19 protein-coding genes and 1 tRNA gene are annotated in these 20,273 nt (G+C 52.1%); 11 read left to right on the top strand and 9 right to left on the bottom strand.

What is annotated here, in order from left to right; translation table 11 throughout:
- Positions 1 to 48: 48 nt before the first annotated feature.
- Complete coding sequence (gene aroA, locus TALK_RS02260; RefSeq protein WP_085615388.1) at positions 49 to 1,395, bottom strand: 3-phosphoshikimate 1-carboxyvinyltransferase; 1,347 nt, start codon at positions 1,393 to 1,395, stop codon at positions 49 to 51.
- Between the two features lie 348 nt (positions 1,396 to 1,743).
- Here aroA and TALK_RS02255 point away from each other — a divergent pair, with 348 nt between their 5' ends.
- Together TALK_RS02255 and TALK_RS02250 are read left to right on the top strand one after the other, a co-directional pair.
- Positions 1,744 to 2,049 carry an FYDLN acid domain-containing protein gene (locus tag TALK_RS02255; protein ID WP_085615386.1) on the top strand — a complete coding sequence of 102 codons (306 nt, stop codon included), beginning with the start codon at positions 1,744 to 1,746 and terminating at the stop codon, positions 2,047 to 2,049.
- 100 nt (positions 2,050 to 2,149) lie between these two features.
- A tRNA-Ala gene (locus TALK_RS02250) sits at positions 2,150 to 2,225 on the top strand.
- A gap of 131 nt (positions 2,226 to 2,356) precedes the next feature.
- Here the strand turns inward: TALK_RS02250 and TALK_RS02245 are convergent.
- A complete protein-coding gene (locus tag TALK_RS02245; RefSeq protein ID WP_085615384.1) occupies positions 2,357 to 3,331 on the bottom strand; it encodes a class I SAM-dependent DNA methyltransferase in 975 nt (324 codons plus the stop codon).
- Between the two features lie 400 nt (positions 3,332 to 3,731).
- Between TALK_RS02245 and TALK_RS02240 the strand changes: the two genes are divergently transcribed.
- The 6 genes from TALK_RS02240 (at position 3,732) to TALK_RS02215 (ending at position 8,615) form a co-directional block, all read left to right on the top strand.
- Positions 3,732 to 4,163: a YeeE/YedE family protein gene (locus tag TALK_RS02240; protein WP_085615382.1), complete on the top strand. Its 432-nt coding sequence runs from the start codon at positions 3,732 to 3,734 to the stop codon at positions 4,161 to 4,163.
- Positions 4,164 to 4,167: 4 nt separating this feature from the next.
- Positions 4,168 to 4,617: a DUF6691 family protein gene (locus TALK_RS02235; protein ID WP_085615380.1), complete on the top strand. Its 450-nt coding sequence runs from the start codon at positions 4,168 to 4,170 to the stop codon at positions 4,615 to 4,617.
- 209 nt (positions 4,618 to 4,826) lie between these two features.
- Positions 4,827 to 5,552 (top strand): glutamine amidotransferase-related protein, encoded by a 726-nt coding sequence (locus TALK_RS02230; RefSeq protein ID WP_085615378.1) that lies wholly within the window; start codon positions 4,827 to 4,829, stop codon positions 5,550 to 5,552.
- 351 nt (positions 5,553 to 5,903) lie between these two features.
- Positions 5,904 to 7,574, top strand: coding sequence for an adenylate/guanylate cyclase domain-containing protein (locus TALK_RS02225; RefSeq protein ID WP_085615376.1), 1,671 nt, complete (start codon positions 5,904 to 5,906; stop codon positions 7,572 to 7,574).
- 251 nt (positions 7,575 to 7,825) lie between these two features.
- Complete coding sequence (locus tag TALK_RS02220) at positions 7,826 to 8,329, top strand: Hsp20 family protein (RefSeq protein ID WP_085615375.1); 504 nt, start codon at positions 7,826 to 7,828, stop codon at positions 8,327 to 8,329.
- 16 nt (positions 8,330 to 8,345) lie between these two features.
- The gene (locus tag TALK_RS02215) at positions 8,346 to 8,615 is read left to right on the top strand and encodes a DUF1150 family protein (RefSeq protein ID WP_085615373.1); all 270 of its coding nucleotides are present in this window, start codon (positions 8,346 to 8,348) and stop codon (positions 8,613 to 8,615) included.
- Positions 8,616 to 8,705: 90 nt separating this feature from the next.
- Here the strand turns inward: TALK_RS02215 and TALK_RS02210 are convergent, their stop codons facing one another.
- The 7 genes from TALK_RS02210 to cobA form a co-directional block, all read right to left on the bottom strand.
- Positions 8,706 to 9,488, bottom strand: coding sequence for an MBL fold metallo-hydrolase (locus tag TALK_RS02210; protein ID WP_245829634.1), 783 nt, complete (start codon positions 9,486 to 9,488; stop codon positions 8,706 to 8,708).
- 162 nt (positions 9,489 to 9,650) lie between these two features.
- Positions 9,651 to 11,141, bottom strand: coding sequence for a methyl-accepting chemotaxis protein (locus TALK_RS02205; RefSeq protein WP_085615371.1), 1,491 nt, complete (start codon positions 11,139 to 11,141; stop codon positions 9,651 to 9,653).
- A gap of 154 nt (positions 11,142 to 11,295) precedes the next feature.
- The gene (locus TALK_RS02200; protein WP_085615369.1) at positions 11,296 to 11,757 is read right to left on the bottom strand and encodes a YcgN family cysteine cluster protein; all 462 of its coding nucleotides are present in this window, start codon (positions 11,755 to 11,757) and stop codon (positions 11,296 to 11,298) included.
- Positions 11,758 to 11,842: 85 nt separating this feature from the next.
- Positions 11,843 to 13,180 carry a cobyrinic acid a,c-diamide synthase CobB gene (locus TALK_RS02195; protein ID WP_085615367.1) on the bottom strand — a complete coding sequence of 446 codons (1,338 nt, stop codon included), beginning with the start codon at positions 13,178 to 13,180 and terminating at the stop codon, positions 11,843 to 11,845.
- 52 nt (positions 13,181 to 13,232) lie between these two features.
- Entirely contained in the window at positions 13,233 to 13,853 is a 621-nt protein-coding gene (locus TALK_RS02190; protein WP_085615365.1) for an SCO family protein, read from the bottom strand.
- Positions 13,854 to 14,009: 156 nt separating this feature from the next.
- Positions 14,010 to 14,813 carry a sulfite exporter TauE/SafE family protein gene (locus tag TALK_RS02185; RefSeq protein ID WP_085615363.1) on the bottom strand — a complete coding sequence of 268 codons (804 nt, stop codon included), beginning with the start codon at positions 14,811 to 14,813 and terminating at the stop codon, positions 14,010 to 14,012.
- Positions 14,814 to 14,891: 78 nt separating this feature from the next.
- Positions 14,892 to 15,761 (bottom strand): uroporphyrinogen-III C-methyltransferase, encoded by an 870-nt coding sequence (gene cobA, locus TALK_RS02180; protein WP_085615361.1) that lies wholly within the window; start codon positions 15,759 to 15,761, stop codon positions 14,892 to 14,894.
- A 233-nt stretch (positions 15,762 to 15,994) separates the two neighbouring features.
- Between cobA and TALK_RS02175 the strand changes: the two genes are divergently transcribed.
- The 3 genes from TALK_RS02175 (at position 15,995) to TALK_RS02165 (ending at position 20,210) form a co-directional block, all read left to right on the top strand.
- The gene (locus TALK_RS02175) at positions 15,995 to 17,107 is read left to right on the top strand and encodes a cobalt-precorrin-5B (C(1))-methyltransferase (RefSeq protein ID WP_085615359.1); all 1,113 of its coding nucleotides are present in this window, start codon (positions 15,995 to 15,997) and stop codon (positions 17,105 to 17,107) included.
- Positions 17,108 to 17,163: 56 nt separating this feature from the next.
- A complete protein-coding gene (locus tag TALK_RS02170; RefSeq protein WP_085615357.1) occupies positions 17,164 to 17,949 on the top strand; it encodes a cobalt-precorrin-6A reductase in 786 nt (261 codons plus the stop codon).
- A gap of 113 nt (positions 17,950 to 18,062) precedes the next feature.
- A complete protein-coding gene (locus TALK_RS02165; RefSeq protein WP_085615355.1) occupies positions 18,063 to 20,210 on the top strand; it encodes a methyl-accepting chemotaxis protein in 2,148 nt (715 codons plus the stop codon).
- The last annotated feature ends 63 nt before the right edge of the window (positions 20,211 to 20,273 follow it).

The raw sequence follows: 20,273 nt of genomic DNA, 5'->3' as shown, positions 1-20,273 counted from the left end.
CTTTACGAGCCCGAATATCCGAATAACGAAGGCCCTTTATACTTCGAATCACGATCCTGCCGGGGCGAAATTCGCACCCAGTTCGCGCATCAGCGATTCAAAACTCGGAAAGCTGGTGGTGATCGGGCTGGCATCGTCAACGGCAACCGGATCATTCGCACCAAGACCAAGAACCAGGAAGGACATGGCGATACGGTGATCAAGATGGGTTTCCACCATCCCACCGCCCGGAACATCCCCACCCGTCACGATCAGATCATCACCTTCGATCCGATGGACAACACCATTCGCCGCAAGACCGGCGGCAACCGCGGCAAGACGATCCGATTCCTTAACCCGTAATTCTTCAAGCCCGCACATCCGGGTTTCCCCCTGTGCATAGGCCGCGGCAACGGCCAGAACCGGATATTCATCAATCATCGATGGCGCACGTTCCGCCGGGACAACAATCCCGGTCAGGCGGCTTTTACCGGTTACGACAAGGTCACCAATGGTTTCACCGGCTTCTTCGCGCTCGTTGGTGATGGTGATATCCCCACCCATTTCGATCAGGGTGGTAATCAGGCCCGTCCGCAGGGGATTAAGGCAAACATCGCGAATCGTAACGTGCGATTCCGGATTGATCAGCGCCGCGACAAGCGGAAAAGCAGCCGAACTTGGATCGGTTGGCACAACAATATCCGCAGCCGTCATTTGAACCGGGCCGGTCAGACTAACGGTGCGACCGCCATCGTCATTGATGCTGACATCAACATCGACACCAAAATGGCGCAACATACGTTCGGTATGGTCACGCGACGGTATTGGTTCGATCACTGTGGTGGTCCCGGCCGTATTCAAACCCGCCAGCAAAACCGCCGATTTCACCTGTGCGGATGCCATTGGCAACGTATAGGTCACCGGTTTGGCCTCGTCGGTGCCAATCACGGCCATCGGCGGACGCCCCCGATCCCGCGTAATAAATTGCGCCCCGAATTCCGCCAGCGGATCAGCAACGCGCCCCATCGGACGCTTGCAAAGCGATGCATCCCCAGTGAAAAAGGTCGTAATTGGATGGGTTGCAACAATCCCGGCCATCAAGCGCATTCCCGTACCGGCATTGCCCATATCGATAACACTATCGGGTTCGCGAAGGGCCCCAACACCAACACCGGTTACATGCCATGTACCTTGATCATCACGGATGACGGTTGCACCAAGCTTGCGCATGGCATCTGCGGTCGCCAGAACGTCTTCGCCTTCAAGCAGGCCGGTAATTTTCGTTTCACCGATTGCAAGGCCACCAAACATCAGGGAACGATGGGAAATCGATTTGTCACCGGGAACCCGGATATCACCATTAAGAGCACGGGACTTCAGCGATTGAAGCGGACGTTTGGTCTGCGAGGAACTCATCGGGCCTGCCTGTCTATATCTGGTTGTGACCATCAAATCTTTGGTTTTTCCGCCCTTTGAACACCGTTCGATGCTGCCGCAATTTCGGGCGCAAGCAAGGCGTTCAATTGCCGGGGGGAAATTCCTATCATATGCGCTTTTGACGCACCAGTATCGAAGCTAAATTTCCCTTCAAGTTTACGGCGGGCGACAGCGCAGATTCCCGCCTTTTGACAGCTTATCGAGAAATCGGACAATTTCCTTTTGACAAGCCCGCCTCAAGATGGCAATTGGGCCCTTCAGAAGAAGGTGAATTCGCCCTTCAACCCAATTCTTTGAAGATAACGGTATTTAAGAGGGTTTGCCGTAATGTCAGCACGCGGTAAGAAACGTCACTGCCAAGCCTGCGATACCAAATATTATGATTTGAATCGCACCCCGGTCGTGTGCCCAAAATGCGCAACCCCGGACGGGGTGACCAAAATCAAGAAAGCCGCGGCTATAAAGCCAAAGCCGAAAGAAGACGATGATATCGATGACGATGTCGATCTTGATGACGATGTCGACGCAGATGTTGATGACGATATCCTTGAAGATGCGTCAGATCTTGGCGAAGACGACGATGATCTTGGCGAAGTCCTTGAGCATGTCGAAACCAAGGACGACGACCGCTAGGATTTTTTAAAAATAGGTCTTGCCAAGTTTTGGTGAACCTTCTAAATATCCCCCGCGCCGCAACGGGCACAGTCAATATCGTTGCGTCGCGGACATAAATGGGGCCGTAGCTCAGTTGGGAGAGCGCTACAATGGCATTGTAGAGGTCGTCAGTTCGATCCTGATCGGCTCCACCATCAAAACCCGTTGCCTAAAGCGACGGGTTTTGTCGTTTCCGACTTGTTTTTCCAAACAAAAAGACCACCCCGAAGAGTGGCCTGTAAAATAATTGAATTCCTATCCGGAAAATCCGTAACCGACTTTGTAATCAGTGAACTGTCTGATCTATCGAATGGTCTGGCTCGGACACGCGATCATGACCGCCAAGCAAGTTCGCAATACCATCCCCGGCACGCACAACCATAATCCGTCCTGATACGGGACGCCCCTTTTCCTGACGCAAGATACCCGTCGCGTCAGACAGCAATTCAAACTGGCAGTCTTTCAGCCAGTCATAAATCGCCCCCTCGTGATGGCGGAACCGCTGACCGGGGCCAAGGTCGAACGGGAATATGTCACCATGTTCAAGCGTAAAGACCATTAAACCACCGGGCACCAACCGTGCATGTGCCGCACGCAGCGCCGGGCCAAGATCACCCAGATAGTTTAAAACATCCCCGGCAAGCACAAGACCGTAATCATCATCCAGACTATCGGGAAGGTCCGTAATATCGGCCGCAACCAGATTGCGATACATCCCTTTGGCGCGTGCACGGTTAATCATGCGCGGTGACAGATCAACACCGTCAATGACATCAACATGCCCGGCAAAGACATCGGCAACCAATCCCGTACCACATCCCAGATCAAGCACCCGTAATGGACGCAGCAATTCGGGCAACCAGGAACGAACCGCTTCAAACAGCAATTCCGGTCCACGATACACCAATCCGTCACGCAGCGAGGTTTCAAAACGCGGCGCATAATCATCAAACAGAGCACGCACATAATCGGGTGGCAAACGGTCGCGAAGCGCAACAGCCCCCAACAACGTCAAGCGGATTTCCGCCCCCATCCGATCAACCGGATCCAGCGCAAGGCACTGACGAAATGCTTCGATGGCGTTTTCGCGCTGATCGGCACGTTCGAACATATCGCCCAGCACAAAATGCGTCTCTTGCCAATCAGGATCAGCCGACAACGCCGCCTGGGCCACCTCAATTGCGGCCTCGATATCATTTTGGTCCAAAAGCGCCAACGCGATATCAAGCCGCCGACTGGCAAGCATTCGATCTTTGCTCATGTATGATAAAAAATCCGATACGGCTCCCGGTCAGGAAGACCAAAAACACTGGGATAACTCCATCGCTGTATCTGCCCAATTCGGATCTTTGGCAAGATAGATAATCTTAATATTTATCAATGCATTAGCTAAAAATGCACTTGGGGTTGCAACAAAAAGACCTTATCTGCATGTCGCAAACTCGCGCAATCATCGCTCCCCGCTCAAATCAAACGATCACGATCACCAACATAACCATAGCCCCGCTGTAACCTTACCCGGTGGCATAAGACGCTACGGCCATCAGATCAAACCCGCTTTGTGCAACAATCTACATGACAGACAAGAAAACCAGAACACTTGCATTACATATTAATGTTATAATATATTAAATCATCACACAGGCTAACCGGAACCTACGATGGAAAATTTTACCCCAATTTCTGCCCTTTTGGGTGGCGCCTTGATCGGCTTGGCATCCGGTCTTTATCTTTTGCTTAACGGTCGCATCGCCGGCATCAGCGGTATTCTTGGCGGTTTGATGTCGCGCGGCAGCGCGATGAGTGAACGGCTCGAAAAACTTGCCTTCATCATTGGCATGATCGTCGGTCCGATCATTGTGATCGCAACCTCACCTATTCAGGCACAAAGCGTCGTGGACGCATCATTGCCCGTCATTATCGTCGCCGGGTTGATTGTCGGTTTCGGCACCCGACTTGGCAGTGGCTGCACCAGCGGACATGGCATTTGCGGCCTGTCACGGCTTTCTGCGCGATCCCTGGTGGCCACGCTATGCTTTATGGGGGCTGGCATGGCCTGCACCTTTGTCGTTCGCCATGTGATCGGGGGATAGAATCATGCGTATTCTTGCATCACTTTTCTGCGGTTTGATATTTGGCGCCGGATTGCTGATTTCCGGCATGATCGACCCGCAAAAAGTCCTTGGTTTCCTTGATATTGCCGCCATTGCCAATGGTGGATGGGACCCAAGCCTTGCCTTTGTCATGGCCGGTGGCCTTATCATCGCATTTCCGATTTTCCATTTCGCCCGTTCACAGCGCACGGCCATGTGCGGCGGCGAAATCGCTTTTCCCACACGACGCGATATTGACCGCGATCTTGTCATTGGCGGGCTATTATTTGGTATCGGCTGGGGAATGGTCGGATATTGCCCGGGCCCGGCAATCAGTGCACTTGCCTTTGGCCAGACAGAAACGTTCATATTCGTATTGGCCATGATCGGCGGCATGATCATCCACAGATTTGTTATCCCGACATCAGTCAGAAGCCCACGATTGTCACGTTAAATTCTGTTCTGACGAACATCCAAGCAGGGCCACATGCATTCCAGCCATGTCGGCCCTGCTTCGCATCCTGCGACAAATCAAGGCTTTAGCGTTTCAAATTCGCATTTCCTTGCGCCGAACATGTGAAATCACGCAGCAACAAGCTTGTCTTTGTGCGTACACTGACATATGTGCAGATCAACGCTACAATGTGATTTTGAAGGCCCCGCATGAAAATCGGCATTCTTGAAACCGGGCTTGTGCCCGATGATCTACGCGACACATTCAAAAGCTATCCCAGCATGTTTGAAACAATGCTTGGTGCGATTGATCCCACGCTGACATTCCAGACTTGGACGGTTGTTTTGGGTGATTTCCCCGAAAGCATGGATGCCGCCGATGCCTGGATCATTACCGGATCAAAACATGGTGTTTATGAAAATGAACCCTGGATGATCCGCCTGCAAGATTTGCTGCGCGATATGGTCACCGCGAAAACACCGGTTTTTGGCGTGTGCTTTGGCCATCAAATTCTGGCTGCGGCCCTTGGTGGCAAGGTCGTCAAATCCGACAAGGGCTGGGGTATTGGCGTTCATGAATACGTCACCAGCAATCAGGCACCCGCATGGCTTGGCGACGCACCGCAAAGCTTCAAACTGAACGCTTTCCATCAGGATCAGGTCGTCGAACTGCCCGAAGGTGCCGTTGTGTGGGCAAGTTCGGAATTCTGCCCCTATGCCGCCCTGCAATATGGCGAAACGGCTGCCTCGATCCAGCCACACCCGGAATTCCAGCGCCCCTACGAAGAAGCATTGTTAAAAGCCCGCTATACGCTGCTGCCTGAAGACGTGCATTCCAAGGCAAGTTCATCGCTTGAGGGAAAAATCGATAGCGACCTGTTTGCCAAATGGATTTTGAACTTCCTGCAGCGCAATCAGGCCATCAAAGCGGCTTGATCACAAAGATCAGAACAATCAATCGGCATCGGATGCTTCGGGAAACCGAACATCAGATGCCCTTTTGACAGATCACCAAACCCGCACCTCAATGAATGCCATTTAAAACGGCCCCCCCTCCCAGGCGGCACCGGCTATACGCCCGTCCCAACGCATGGCAACGCCTTGTGATCCGGCCACATTGATATTGACCGGCATCTGATCGACACGCCGTGCCTGCTGCAACAGCAAACCGATGACAAACTATTGATTATGGAATGCCTGATTTGAAGCATTCCAAATGATATGATTTATTTATGATTGCACCTGATACTAGGTTTTCCCGCGACAACAGCCAAGAAACCGAAATCCATGATCCAGAGCTTGCGGCTTTATTCCGGACTGACGCTTTTTGCGTATGTGTTCATGCATCTGATCAATCAGGCTGCGGGCATCATTTCGCCCGAAGCAATGGAATCCATCGATAAATTCACCACCAAAATCTGGCAATTTCCCCCTCTGGAAATCCTGCTTTTTACGGCGGCCATCACCCATTTCCTGCTGGCAACCGCAAGATTGACCAGCCGCCGATCCCTGCGTCTGCGCAAATGGGAATGGGCACAGATGCTCCTTGGCCTGAGCATACCATTCTTGTTGTTCCGTCATATCATCGCGACCCGGATTATCGACATCGGCTTTGATGTTGATTCCGCATTTGAACGCGTCCTTCTGGACCTTGCCATATTCGTTCCCGGACAAGGCATTTTGCACGCAATTGCCGTTATTGTAGTCTGGACACATGGCTGCATCGGCATTCATTTCTGGTTGCGGCTAAAACCGTTTTACCCGAAATGGCGCGGTCTTTTAGGTGCAAGTGCCGTCCTTGTCCCAACAATGGCACTTGCCGGATATGGCGCCGCATCTGCCGAGATTATCCGCCGAACCGAAGAAGGCGGTCGTAAATATATTTTCGGTGTTCTTAATGCCGCAAACGTTAATGATGCTGCCGTCAAATTCTATGAAAACGCCTTGCTTCCCGGCACCATCATTGCAATCGCGCTGGCCCTTGCCCCCTTTGTCGTCCGGCAAATCCGCCAAACCATTGACCGGATCAAACGCGGGCCGATGTTATCGATGCCCAATGGTCGCATAATCCGCGTTTCGCCGGGCGCTACGGCACTTGAGGCACTGCGCGATGCCGGCGTTCAGATGGCATCGGTCTGTGGCGGGCATGGGCGTTGCACGACATGCCGGATCCATTGCGGATCAGGTCTTGATCAACTTGCGGCCCCCGGCACCATCGAGGCCGCCGCATTGCAAAGCATTCAGGCGCCCCACGGTATGCGACTGGCCTGCCAGATCCGACCGCAGAACGATTTGGCCCTGGCACCGCTTTTACCCCCCAACGCCACGGCACAGGATGGCCGCCGCCCGGGTGGCCTTTCAGGAAGTGAACGTCAGGTCGTTGTCATATTCACCGATTTGCGTGATTCAACACGTCTTGGCGAAAAGAAAATGCCCTATGACGTGTTGTTCATCTTAAACCAGTTCTTTGCCGAAATGACCGAGGCCCTGCGGGAAACAGGCGGGCTTTATGCCCAGTTTACCGGTGATGGGCTGATGGCGCTTTATGGGCTCGATACCAACGATACCGAAACCATGATCCGCGATGCCCTGCACGGTGCGTCCGGCATGCTAAAACGGATCGAAAATCTGAATGAACATTTGAAATCTGAACTGCCCCATACCCTTCGCATCGGAATTGGCATTCACATGGGTGAAGCAATTGTTGGCGAAATGGGGCCACCCGGCCGGGAAAATATCACCGCAATCGGCGATACAATTAATATTACCGCACGGCTTGAAAGCCAGACCAAAGAGCACGGCGTGCCGTTGGTCATCTCAAAGGCGATTTTCGACCACGGGCCGATTCCCTTGCCCGAAAATGCTGCATTGCATGAAGTAGCCCTTCGCGGTAAGGACCAGACCGTTGCCTATTACGCATTGGAAAGCATGCCAGAATTGCCAGAACGCAATACATAATAGGTCGCCTGACTCGTGCCAAACCATCACTATCTACAGATAACAAAGGGCAAATATCACAGTTTTCCGAGCTTTGCGAAGACGCCGGATCAAAACCGGGTCTTGACTATGTCACAGAAAACCACATTTATTCGACTAGATACATATGTCTGATGCCGAATGGTTCGGGTCAGATTTACAGATGCCCGAAACGCGTAAAAGCGTGGGGTCTGGTCGAATATCACACTCGCTCTGCTGAGGAGGTGCCACCAATGTCACGAATTTCTATGTTTAACAGCCCCCTGCTTTTGGGGTTTGATCAGATCGAACGTGTGCTTGATCAGGTTTCCAAAACCAAGGCAGAAGGCTACCCCCCTTATAATATCGAGCAAATCGGCGAGAATCATCTGCGCATTACCGTCGCGGTGGCTGGATTTGCCGAAGACGATCTTTCGGTCACCACCGAAGATAACCAATTGATCATTCGTGGCAAACATCAGGAAGACGAAAGCGACCGCATTTATATCCATCGTGGTATTGCTTCGCGCCAGTTCCAGCGTTCCTTTGTGCTGGCCGAAGGCATCGAAGTTGTCGGGGCCCATCTTGATAACGGACTTTTGCATGTGGACCTGAACCGTCCTGTTCCAGAACCGGTCGTCCGAGAAATCGCGATCAACTCTGCCAAGAAAAAAGCCGTCTCGTCACGCACCATAGATATGACCGTCGACGCTGAGAATAATACCGACACGGTCAAAGACACTAGCCGCAAGGCGTAACAAGGAGAGTGGTTTTATGAGCAATCGCATCACAGACCATGACACCAAAGAAGAAGCCCACGGCGCAGATCAGGATTTGGACCTGTTGTCATCGGGGGATTTCGCCATGCTGGGCATTCACGACTTTGCCTATGTCCGTGCAATGCCCCATGCCGAGGAAGAAAGCAGCGCAATCGTATTTGGTGTCTTTACGGCCGACGGTACGCATATCGCGTCATTCGAAAGCTGTGCTGTCGCCAATGCGGCAATCCGCCAGCACGATATGGACCCGCGTTCGGTTCATTGAAACAGATCAGAACGCGGTCAATCGACCCCATAAATTACAAAGGCGGCCTTTCGGCTGCCTTTTTTATTACAAAACTTGAAAATTCAAAAGCTAGCGGATTTCAATCACTTCGCCGGGTACGGCCAAACGGACCTGTTCGTTTTCGCGCAGAATTTCGGCGATCTCGCGCCGGGCATCCCGTTTGATGTGATACAGCCAGAAACGGGCGCCGGGCATATCGGATGCCAATTGAAGAATGGTTTCAAGATCACAATGCGCGGCATGCCTAAGATCATGCTTGGGCAGATATGTTTCCTGAAACACCAAATCCGCACCGGTGAAAAGTGCCGCCGTATCCGCTGTGACATTACCGTCACCCGAATAGGCAAACCCCTTGTTATCAAAACGCAACAGGATGGCATTGTTCTGAACGCTATGATCAGAGCGGGCAAATTTGGTCTTGAACGGACCAATTTCGGTCGTTTCAGGAACCCCGTGCCATATGATTTCAAACGGCCAGGCACTGCCAAGACCGGCGAAACCAAGTTCCATAATCTTTTCAAGATGGTTGCGAACGGCGGCGGTGGCAACGATATGAAGCGGTTTTGAACGCCCGTCATCACGCCAGTTCAGCATAACCGGGACCAAACCGAAAACATGATCCGGATGCATATGGGTAAAGTACATTGCATCAATCGCATCGGGATCGGGAAATTTGCGCATCAACAATCCCGGCACTGTCGCGCCGCAATCGATCATCAGGCGATACCCATCCGCCGTAACAACGACGGACGAATTTTCAAAGGCAGGGTCAAATGCCTCGCCAACACCCAAAACATCTATGCGCATATATTCACTCGACATTTCCTGATCGCCGCGTTGTTTGCGGATCATTTGAAAGAATGTCTATTTTCGCTGAGACAACAAACAATAGGCAAGCTGTTCAAATTTCTTTGGTCAAGAAAGTCTCGAAACTGTCACCGTGCGAAGGAAACGGGGCGACCAAATACGTCAATCGCCCCGGATTTCAATACAAATGTATAGGACAAGACGCAATTAACGCGCCAAAACCTCGGCGGCTTCTCTTGTGCGGCTGACCGAGTCGGCAACCATTCCTGTGGTCGATTTGATCGAGTCCAGATTTTGCGACAAACCATCCACTGCCGATGCCATCATGCGCATGTTTTCCGAAACACCTTCGGTCACGGCACTTTGTTCTTCAACGGCCGACGAAATATTGGTCACACTGTCACGGACAGTTTCGACAGAATGACGAATAGTTCCAAGCGCCTCGACAACCTCGGACGAAATTGACTGAATGCCCGAAATTTCTGCTGAAATCTGCTCGGTTGCACGGGCGGCCTGATTGGCAAGGTTTTTAACTTCGTTGGCCACAACGGCAAAACCCTTGCCAGCATCCCCGGCACGCGCACTTTCAATCGTCGCATTCAATGCCAGCAGGTTGATCTGCCCGGCAATATTCTGAATGACTTCGACAATGCTTCCCATCGACTCGACGACTTCCGTCATACGCTGTGTTGAACTGTTTGCGCTGACAGTCTGATCAAATGCACGTTCGGTTTCCGTCCGTGACTGCGTCATGCTGCGCGAAATTTCGGCAATCGAGGCCGCCATTTCTTCGGCACTGGCAGCAACGGTCTGAACCGCGCGCAAGGTTTCTTCGGATGCACTGACACTTTGATTAGCCGAACGATCCAAAGCCGAAATATTGCTATCGATCTCTGAAAAATTCTTATCAATCATCGCTTTAAGATTAAGCAAAAGATTGGTTTGCTCGGTAATATCAATCGCAAACTTAATCACCTTGAACGGTTTGCCCACCGGATCCAACACCGGGTTATAGGATGCTTCGATCCAGACTTCCCGACCGCCCTTTCCAAGACGCTTGAACTGACCTGCCTGAAATTCACCGGCATTCAGTTTCTGCCAGAACGAACGGTATTCCTCGGTGTCACGCTGACCCTTTTCAACAAACATGCTGTGATGTTTGCCAACGATTTCATTCTCACTATATCCCATGACATCAAGAAAATTATTATTTGCCTTCAGGATCTTACCTTTAAGGTCAAACTCGATGACGGCTTGGGATTTTTCAATTGCACTAAACACGCTTTGCAACAACGCCCGCTCGACCCGTCGCTCTGTAATGTCCGTTGCGAATTTAACCACCTTGGTCGGTTTGCCATCTGCGCCCATGATCGGATTATAGGTCGCTTCAAGCCAAATCATTTCGCCGTTCTTCTTCACACGAGGCACGGCCCCGGCCGAAAACTTGCCCGCGCGAAGCTGATCCCAGAACCGACGATAGTCATCACTGCTGGAAATTTCTTTTGGAACAAACAACGAGTGGTTTTTCCCAACCACTTCTTCAAGCTTGTAACCCATCGTCTTAAGGAAATTATCGTTTGCTGTCAGGATCTTGCCATCCATGGCAAATTCGATCACAGCCATCGAAAGACTAAGCGCATTATAAATCTGCTGCCCGTCCTGCGCGCTATTATTCTTGAAAATTGACGCGAAACCCATCTCGATGCTTCCTTTCCAACGACCAGAGTTCAATTCCAAACCCAGTCTCACGATCCGCAGATATAAAAGAAAAACTAATAAACAATATTACCTATACATACGTCTAATTGGAACATATATCTTCGAACAATAAACTCTGCGTTGAATCTTGATTTCAGGCTGGCCACTTAACGATATAGCGGGTCAAATCGGGATGGGCATCATCTTCGGAAATCACCAGTCCTTTGATCGACATTCCGGCCATAATGGTCGAGTCTGAACGACCGGTCACAAGCGGATGCCAATCCGGAAGTTCCTTTTGCTCTGAAATCAGGCGATAGGCACAGGTTGATGGCATCCATGACAGGGTTTCAACATTTTCCAGCGAAAGTTGCACGCAATCAGGAATATGCTGTGTCCGATTGGGATAATCCTTGCAACTACAGCTCTCACAATCAAGCAACCGGCAGGCAACCGACGTGTAATAAACAAAATCGGTATCTTCATCCTGAAGCTTGTGCAGGCAACATTTCCCACAGCCGTCACAAAGGGATTCCCATTCTGACGGCGTCATTTCGTCAAGTTTTTTGGCTTCCCAAAACGGGATTTCACCCGCCTCGCGGGTTGGCTTTATCATCGTCTCTCTCGTCCGGTATTTATATTATTATTGATATATTACAGGATATTATCGGAAATGACTTCGCAAAGTTCCGGAATTCATCCTAGCGACAAATCATATGAAAAAAGGACCCGAAAACAGAACCATCAACCAGTCCGGCCGGACCATGCTTTTCACCCGTTGCACTTACCATGCTGCCCAGTGAAACGCCAGTTGCCGAAACTGTCGATGCATAATGAAACTCATGCCCGCGCAACACTGTGCCTGCGGGGCCAAACGGTGTTGCATCGGTCAAGGACAATGCCCTATAGCCCAAATGCAATCTGCGATCGGCAAAACTCGTGACAAGGGGCAAAAGACCCAGCATGTCATAACGATCCCCATTACCGTCAATCAAGGCCTTGCCCAACACCATATAGCCACCGCATTCGCCATAGATCGGGATATTACGCCCGGCCAACCCCATCAATGATGCCTTGAACTTGCTGGCACCTGCCAAAGTCGCGCCGTGAAGCTCGGGATAACCACCGGGAAGATAAACCGCATCGGCCTGATCATCGGGGGTTTCATCGGCAAGGGGCGAGAAAAAGGACACCACAGCCCCCTGACGGCGCCAGTCTTCAAGAACATGCGGATAGGCAAAGGCAAATGCCCTGTCGCGGGCAACAGCAATATGACGCCCAAGTGGCGGAATACTGGTGGTGGCATAGACGGTGTCATTCAGCGGTGCCGAATTATGCCCCCCATGTACCAAACCGATCAAACGATCGAGATCCACATCATCGGAAATAATCGCCGCCGCCTGATCCAAAAACCCATCAAGCGCGTCATGTTCGCCCGCCTGCACAAGGCCAAGGTGGCGTTCTGGCAATGACAACACATTGCTGCGCCGAACCGCCCCGATCACAGGAATATCTGGTAAATGTTGTGCACAGGCGGTTTCGACCATGGCCCGATGCCGGTCACTGCCGACCCGGTTCAGGATCACGGCCGCAATCTTCACATCCTTGCGAAAGCTGGCAAATCCGGCAATCACCGCTGCGGCCGACATTGACTGCCCCTTGACATCAATCACCAGCACCACGGGCCAATTCATCAACGCCGCAAGATCGGCGGTTGATCCGGCACCATCAGCAGCACCATCAAACAGCCCCATCACGCCTTCGCACAAAAGAACCGATTTATTCTCGGCCTGACGGCGGGCAAGTATCGTCATCTGATCTGGTGACATCGCCCAGGGATCAAGATTGATGCAACTTTGCCGACATGCCGCCGCCTGAAAGGCCGGATCAATATAATCCGGGCCAGTTTTGGCCGCAGAAACCGCAACACCGCGATTGGCAAGGGCGCGCAACAAACCAAGCGTTATAACCGTCTTGCCACTATTGGAAGACGGTGCGGCAATCACAAGGCCCGGAAGCTGCTTTGCGGTTAATCCCATATGCCGGTTTCCCTGATTGCCGCCTGAACTGATCACAACCAGATCGCTGCAATCATCCGTTCTTTTTCACAACTTCGGCAATACCCTTTGCCATATCTTGCGGGGCTGTACCGTAATTGAAATGACGGACAAATAATCCATCACGCCCCATCAGATAGACAAAGGACGAATGATCCATCAGGTAGGATTCTGAATCTTTCGGTTCCCCATCGGCATAGGCCTTGGCGTAATAAACCCGAAAGGCTTTCGCCGCCGCCGTGGTCTGTTCCAGCGTCCCGGTCAAACCGACCATGCGTTCATGAAAATGCGGAACATAGGCAGCAATCGCATCAACCGTATCGCGTTCCGGATCGACAGAAACAAACACCGGGATGACTTCGCTGGCAATCGCCGGATCAAGTTCGTCAAGCGCATTGCCCATGACCTGCAATTCGGTTGGGCATACGTCAGGGCAATAGGTATAGCCGAAATAAATCAGCATATATTTCCCGCGGAAATCCTGTTCCGTGCGGGTTTGCCCGTTTTGATCGACAAGTTCAAACGGCCCGCCAATTGCCGCAACCCCAGAACCGGAAGACGCCGTCTCCGATCCCATCATCATCAGGCGATAGGTCAAACCAACGCCGAGAACCAGCGCAATCGCCAAAATGATCACAAGTGTTTTCTTGCTCACGCTATTACCTGTTCCTTTTGTCCGGGGATCGCCATCGCTTTGCAACCATCCGGATAATAATCAACAATCTTGCGGGCACTATAAATCCGCAAACCGATCATGCAAGACCCATGACTTTGCCATCGCTCACATTATCGTCATTGCGATTTCGCAAAACTATCCGATCTGATGAAATGCCAACACGGCAAGGATAACCGCATTTGCGACCATCAAACCGCGCCCGACCGGGGCCATAAAGCTTCGAAAACGTTTGGCGGCATATTGCCCGATCACACCGGTGGCAAATAACATCGGCACCGTACCAAGGCCAAATGCCGCCATAACAAAACCACCGCTAAGCGCATCCCCACTGGCCGCAGCCAAAACCAGCGCACCGTAAATCAGCCCGCAGGGAATAAACCCAAGCATGACACCCAGAACATAACCACGCCAGCCAAACGGGGCACCAAATAACGGTTTGATCCGATCCCCGATCACGCGGCTCCACCATTGGCCCGCCTTGCCGCCAACCACACCATCCGCCATTGCCAAATTCGGGAACAGCCCGCCAAGATGGGGAACCAACCCCATGATGCCAAAAACAAGAAAGAATGCCGCCGCACACAGCAACAAAACCGGGCCCAGCCACCAGACTTTGGTCAGAACGGTAATGCTATCGGCAAAGAAACCGGCCAGAACGCCCAATAGCGTGTAAGTCGTCAGACGGCCAAATTGGTAGGGCAGCAACGCCGCGCCGGTCAGGCGGCGAAACTCGTTCATTTTGGCAAGCGGCAGTTTTTCCATGCGGGCGGTGACCTGAGAGATCACAAACGGACCACACATGCCGACACAATGGGTGGCACTGCCAACCAGACCGGCAATCAACGCCGTCGCCAAAACACCCCTGTCTTCTTGCAAGACAGTCGCGCATTGGGCCCAGCCACTTTCGATGATGCGGATCAGTATCTGTTGCTCGTCCATGATCCATCCGGTTTGATCGATTGCGGCGATTGTGACGCGCCGATCATGTCCAGACAACGATATAGATCAATCAACGGATCAGGACTTGGTCGCACCGGCATCAATCGGTGTTGTAATCAGTTCAAGAACCTGTTCGAACGGAACATGGCGCACCGCCGTGACATTATCCTGCGGCGAAAGCCAATTTAACCGTTCGCGCAAATCAACGACCTTGCCCAAAATGCAAACCGCAGGCGGTTCAACACCGGCCTTTTCAACATCATCGGCCGCCTTGGCCAATGTCGTGATCAAAATACCCTGATCCGGCGTTGTCGCCTGATTGATAACCGCCAGCGGTTCATCACCAGACCGACCATTTTCCATCAATTCAGACGATATCCGGCGCAAATGTTTCATCGCCATATACATCACCAGAACCGGCGAACCCTTGGCCAGTGCCGCCCAATTGATATTATCGGGCATTTCACCGCTGGAACCGTGGCCTGTGACAAAGGTGACCGATGAATTGCAATCGCGATGTGTGGTCGGAATACCGGCATAGGCCGCACCGGCAATCCCCGCCGTAATGCCCGGCACAACCCGAAACGGTATATGATGATCAACCAGCGTCAGACCTTCTTCGCCACCGCGGCCAAACACAAACGGATCGCCACCCTTAAGGCGCAGAACCCGCAAACCTTGTTTGGCGTAATCGACCAGTTGCAACGAAATATCAGTTTGTTTGGCCGATGGGCGACCGCCCCGTTTACCGGCGTAAACCCGTTGCGCATCAGGCCGCAAAAGATTGAGAATCCGTTCGTCAACCAGCGCATCATAGACAACAATATCGGCCTGTTGCATGGCATTGACGGCATGAAGCGTCAGCAAACCGGGATCCCCCGGACCGGCACCAACCAGCCAAACCCAACCCGGTTCAAATACCGGAAAATCAAGACCAAGTGTTGTCATGGCGAATTCTTTATCTCGTGCTTATTGGGTCCATCTGTGCGGGACCGGATCAATTGGATATGTTAAACAACATCATGATGCAGCGTCCAACATATTAGTCCGTATTTTTTTAGTTATTTACCAAATATCACATTGAATTTAATGTTTAATGATGAAGTTCTGGTCAAAGAACGCATCAGAATAATAATGATTTATCACAAACCTCAAAGGCATAAACCGGGATCACCCGCCGCATGAGCAAAAAACCGGACGGACCGCTCCGCAAAGGATGGACAACGGGGGCCTGTGCCACCGCCGCCACCCGTGCGGCTTGGCAGGCGCTTTTGTCTGGCGAATTTCCCGATCCGGTAACAATCACCCTGCCGCGCGGTGAAACGCCGTCCTTTGCCCTGATCAAGTCGGAAATCGGTGATGGCTGGGCCCGCGCCAGCGTCATCAAGGATGCCGGGGACGACCCGGATGTCACCCATGGCGCCGAAATCATTGCAACGATCCGGCGCGCCAAAACCGGGGTCGGGATCACATTCCATGCTGGCGACGGCGTTGGTATGATTACCAAACCCGGTTTGCCATTGCCGGTCGGCGAGGCCGCAATCAATCCCAAACCGCGCGAAATGATGACCCATCAAATCATCGAAATCGCCAACAAATTCAATGCTGCCCCGGATGTCGAAATCGAAATTTCCATCCCCGGTGGTCAGGAAATCGCCCAAAAAACATGGAACCCGCGCTTGGGGATCCTTGGCGGGCTTTCGGTTTTGGGCACCACCGGGGTTGTCATCCCGTTCAGTTGTTCGGCATGGATCCATTCCATCCATCGCGGCATTGACGTTGCGCGCGCCACAGGTCACAACCATGTTGCCGGTGCGACCGGAAAAACGTCCGAGGCCACCATCCGGAAATTTTACAACCTTCCCGAAGAAACCATCCTTGATATGGGTGACTTCGTGGGTGGCATGCTGAAATATCTGCGCCGTAACCCGGTTGAATATGTGACAATTTCCGGTGGTTTCGCCAAACTGGTAAAACTGGCCCAAGGCCACATGGATTTACACAGCAGCCGATCCGAGGTCGATTTCACCAAATTGGCTGAAACGGTCGCGGCTCTTGGCGGCGATGACGAACTGGTATCGGAAATCATCAAGGCCAACACCGCCAAACAGGTTCTGGAACTTTGTGCATCGAAAAACGTTGATATAGCAGGCACCATTGCCCGTCAGGCCGGTGAAACCGCCCGTGCCACCATTGACGGTGCATGCGCCGTCGAAGTTGTCATTATCGACCGCAACGGCACCATCATTGCCCGCGCCGGACATGGCGATTTTAATGCCTTTAAGCCCGCGTAATTCCGCGTGTTATAGACTCGAACCGTCACAACGCACAAAACCAAGGCCCGCATCACATGATCCCCGCGCACAGCAACACCGCACCGCTCAACATTTTGATTTTTGGCGGCACCGGGGATGCCAATCGTATTGCCGGTGACCTGTTACAGGAATTCGGATCCGATCTGCGGTTGCAACTGTCCCTTGCCGGTCGCACCAGCGCCCCGCGGCTTCCCGATGGCATTCCCGTCCGGATTGGGGGATTTGGCGGGGCCGAAGGAATCATTTCCTGGTTGGGATCGGAAAAGATCGATCTGGTGATTGATGCCACCCATCCCTATGCCACCCAAATTTCCAGTCACGTCGCCATGGCCTGCCACGCGGTTGCGACACCCTGCATCCAGTTTCAACGATCCGTTTGGAAACAAACCGATCAGGATCGCTGGATCATGGTCAAAAGCCTTGCCGATGCCGCCAATATCCTGCCTGAACATGGTGAACGGGCACTGATTGCCAGTGGTCGCAAGGATCTTGCCCATTTCGAAGGATTGGAAAAAACCTGGTTGCTGGTGCGAACGGTCGAATCCCCGACCGAACCATTTAATCTGAAATATGGTGAATGGCTGATCGCACGCGGCCCCTTTACCGTCGCAGGCGAGATCGAGCTGCTGCAACGACACAATATTGATGTGATCGTCAGTAAAAATAGCGGCGGTTCCGCCACCGAGGCCAAGATTCTTGCTGCCCGTGAACTGAACATTCCGATCCTTATGGTTGAACGCCCTGGTGCATCACCGGTTGCTCAGGCTGAAAATATACAAGAAATAATTGAAAACGTTAGAAACACCCTTGCCAGTGCATAATTTTCAGCGATATTTTCGAATCTGATTTTTGACCTTTCAGGGCGGTCAAAGGTCAACTGTCGAGAATGGCAAAATAGCCGCCGGCAACCTGAAATCATTGAGTGGAAACTATAATGACCGGCAAAATTGGTTTGCGCGGCAGGTTGATGCTGGCAATTGTGCCCATCGCTTTGCTCGCCGTATGTGCCGCCGCCCTGGCGGTTTTTTCGTTCCGAAAGACTGAACAGCAGCAAGAAGTTGTCACCGAAGAAGCCATTCCGGCATTGATATCCGGACAAGAACTTAATTCCTTCAGCGAAGCCATTACAAATATGGCCCGTCGCGTGACAACAGCACAATCCGAACCCCAATTGGATACCGCAACCAAAGATCTTGATCTGATCGAAAACCGAATGAACGATCAAATCGCGTCACTTGCAAAATACGACATCGACAGCAAGATATTGAGCGCATTTTCCGAGCAAACCGGAAAAATGATCAACAACATTGGCGATCTGTCAGATGTCATGAGAACTCAGTTTGAGACGCAAAAATTACGCGAATCAATGATGAGCAATCTGATAAATGCGGCAAATGATATCGAAGCCATTTCGATTAATGCCAGCGAGAATGCAAGTGAAGATCTGGAAAACAATCTAAGCCAATTGTATGGAATGGTGCGTAATCCGGCCAAGGCACGACAGGTCATCCAGACGCTCAATACGCTTCGCGGCACGGATTCACCAACAACACAAAATATGATGAAACTGCGTGCGGTCTCGCTGAAAATTCCAGCCCTTGCCCGCATGACAGCCACCGCCATCAATCTAGAAAAGTTGGACGAGATAAAAAATCTGTCAACACCACTCATCCCTCAGATGCAAAGTGGTATTGATGAGATCCCGCTTGATGATGACCGCGTCAAAGCCAAAGCTGCCCTGGATGTTATCGCCGAGGGTCTGACGCCAAGTAGCGACACGAATTTATTTGGCCTGCGCCAAACGGAATTCGCCAGCGAAAACGCGCTCGCGAATTTAATGGCGCATACCACCGAAACATCACAACAGATGGGTGTCACGGCGCGACAGCTTCTTAAAGACATGCGCGGAAAAATCAGTTCTGCCAATCAAGGCGTGACAACAACCATCGACGCCGCCAAGAAAATCATGATCGGCGTCGCAATCGCCGCAATGGTCATCTCGGCCCTGATCATCTGGCTTTATGTCCAGCGGAACCTGTTGACCCGTTTGATTGGATTAAACACCGCGATGAGCCGCCTGACCAAAGGCGACCTTCAAACCGCGGTCATTGATCGCGGAACCGACGAAATTGCCGATATGGCCATCGCGGTCGAAACCTTCCGCGAAAATGCACTGGAAGCCGAACGCCTGCGCGAACAAAACAAAGCCGCGGAACTGCGCGCCGAAGAACAACGTCGCGAGACCCTGCTTGAAATGGCCAATGGTTTTGAAAGCTCGGTCAATGGTCTGGTTGCAGAACTTCTGTCCCAGGTTGGCGAAATGCGTGATTCAGCCGATCACATGGCCCAAAATGCCGGTGACAACGTCCATCGCGCTATCGAAGTCACCGAAGCATCACAAAATGCTTCGGAAAATGTCAGTTCCGTCTCATCCGCGACCGAGGAACTATCGGCATCAATTGCCGAAATCGAACGCCAGGTTACCAAGGCCGAAGAAGTTTCACGTGCCGCTGTTTCCGAAGCCCGCAAATCTGACGAAACCGTGCGTCAAATGTCTGAGACGGCAGAACGCATTGGCGAGGTTATCCAGCTAATCACCACGATTGCGGATCAGACCAACTTGCTGGCGCTAAATGCCACCATCGAAGCCGCCCGTGCCGGTGATGCCGGCAAAGGCTTTGCCGTGGTCGCCAACGAGGTCAAAAATCTGGCATCCCAGACCCAGCGTGCAACCGAAGATATCGGCAAACAGATCAATGAAATGCGGTCAGTCAGTTCCAAAGCCGTCGAAATGATTTCAACAATCACCAAAACAATCGGCGAGATCGACAGTATCTCAAGCTCGATCGCAGCCGCGATGCGCCAACAGGGTGCCGCCACCGCCGAGATCGCCAATGGCTCCGAAGAAGCTGCTAACGGCGTGCGTCATGTCTCGGAAAACATGATCAATGTATCGCGTGCCGCCGAGGCGGTGCAGGACCTTTCCGGTTCAACGCGCAACACTGCCGAAGAACTTCTGCAAAAAGCCCACCGCCTTCAGGACGAGGCCAACGGTTTTGTTGCCCGCGTTCGCGCAGGCTAACCCATCTGCAAAATATGGCTGTTTTCGTCATATAAAACCCCGCCAGATTTATTCTGGCGGGGT

Source organism: Thalassospira alkalitolerans, from assembly GCF_002115745.1.
Taxonomy (GTDB): domain Bacteria; phylum Pseudomonadota; class Alphaproteobacteria; order Rhodospirillales; family Thalassospiraceae; genus Thalassospira; species Thalassospira alkalitolerans.
This window is presented reverse-complemented; position numbering and strand designations above follow the sequence as displayed.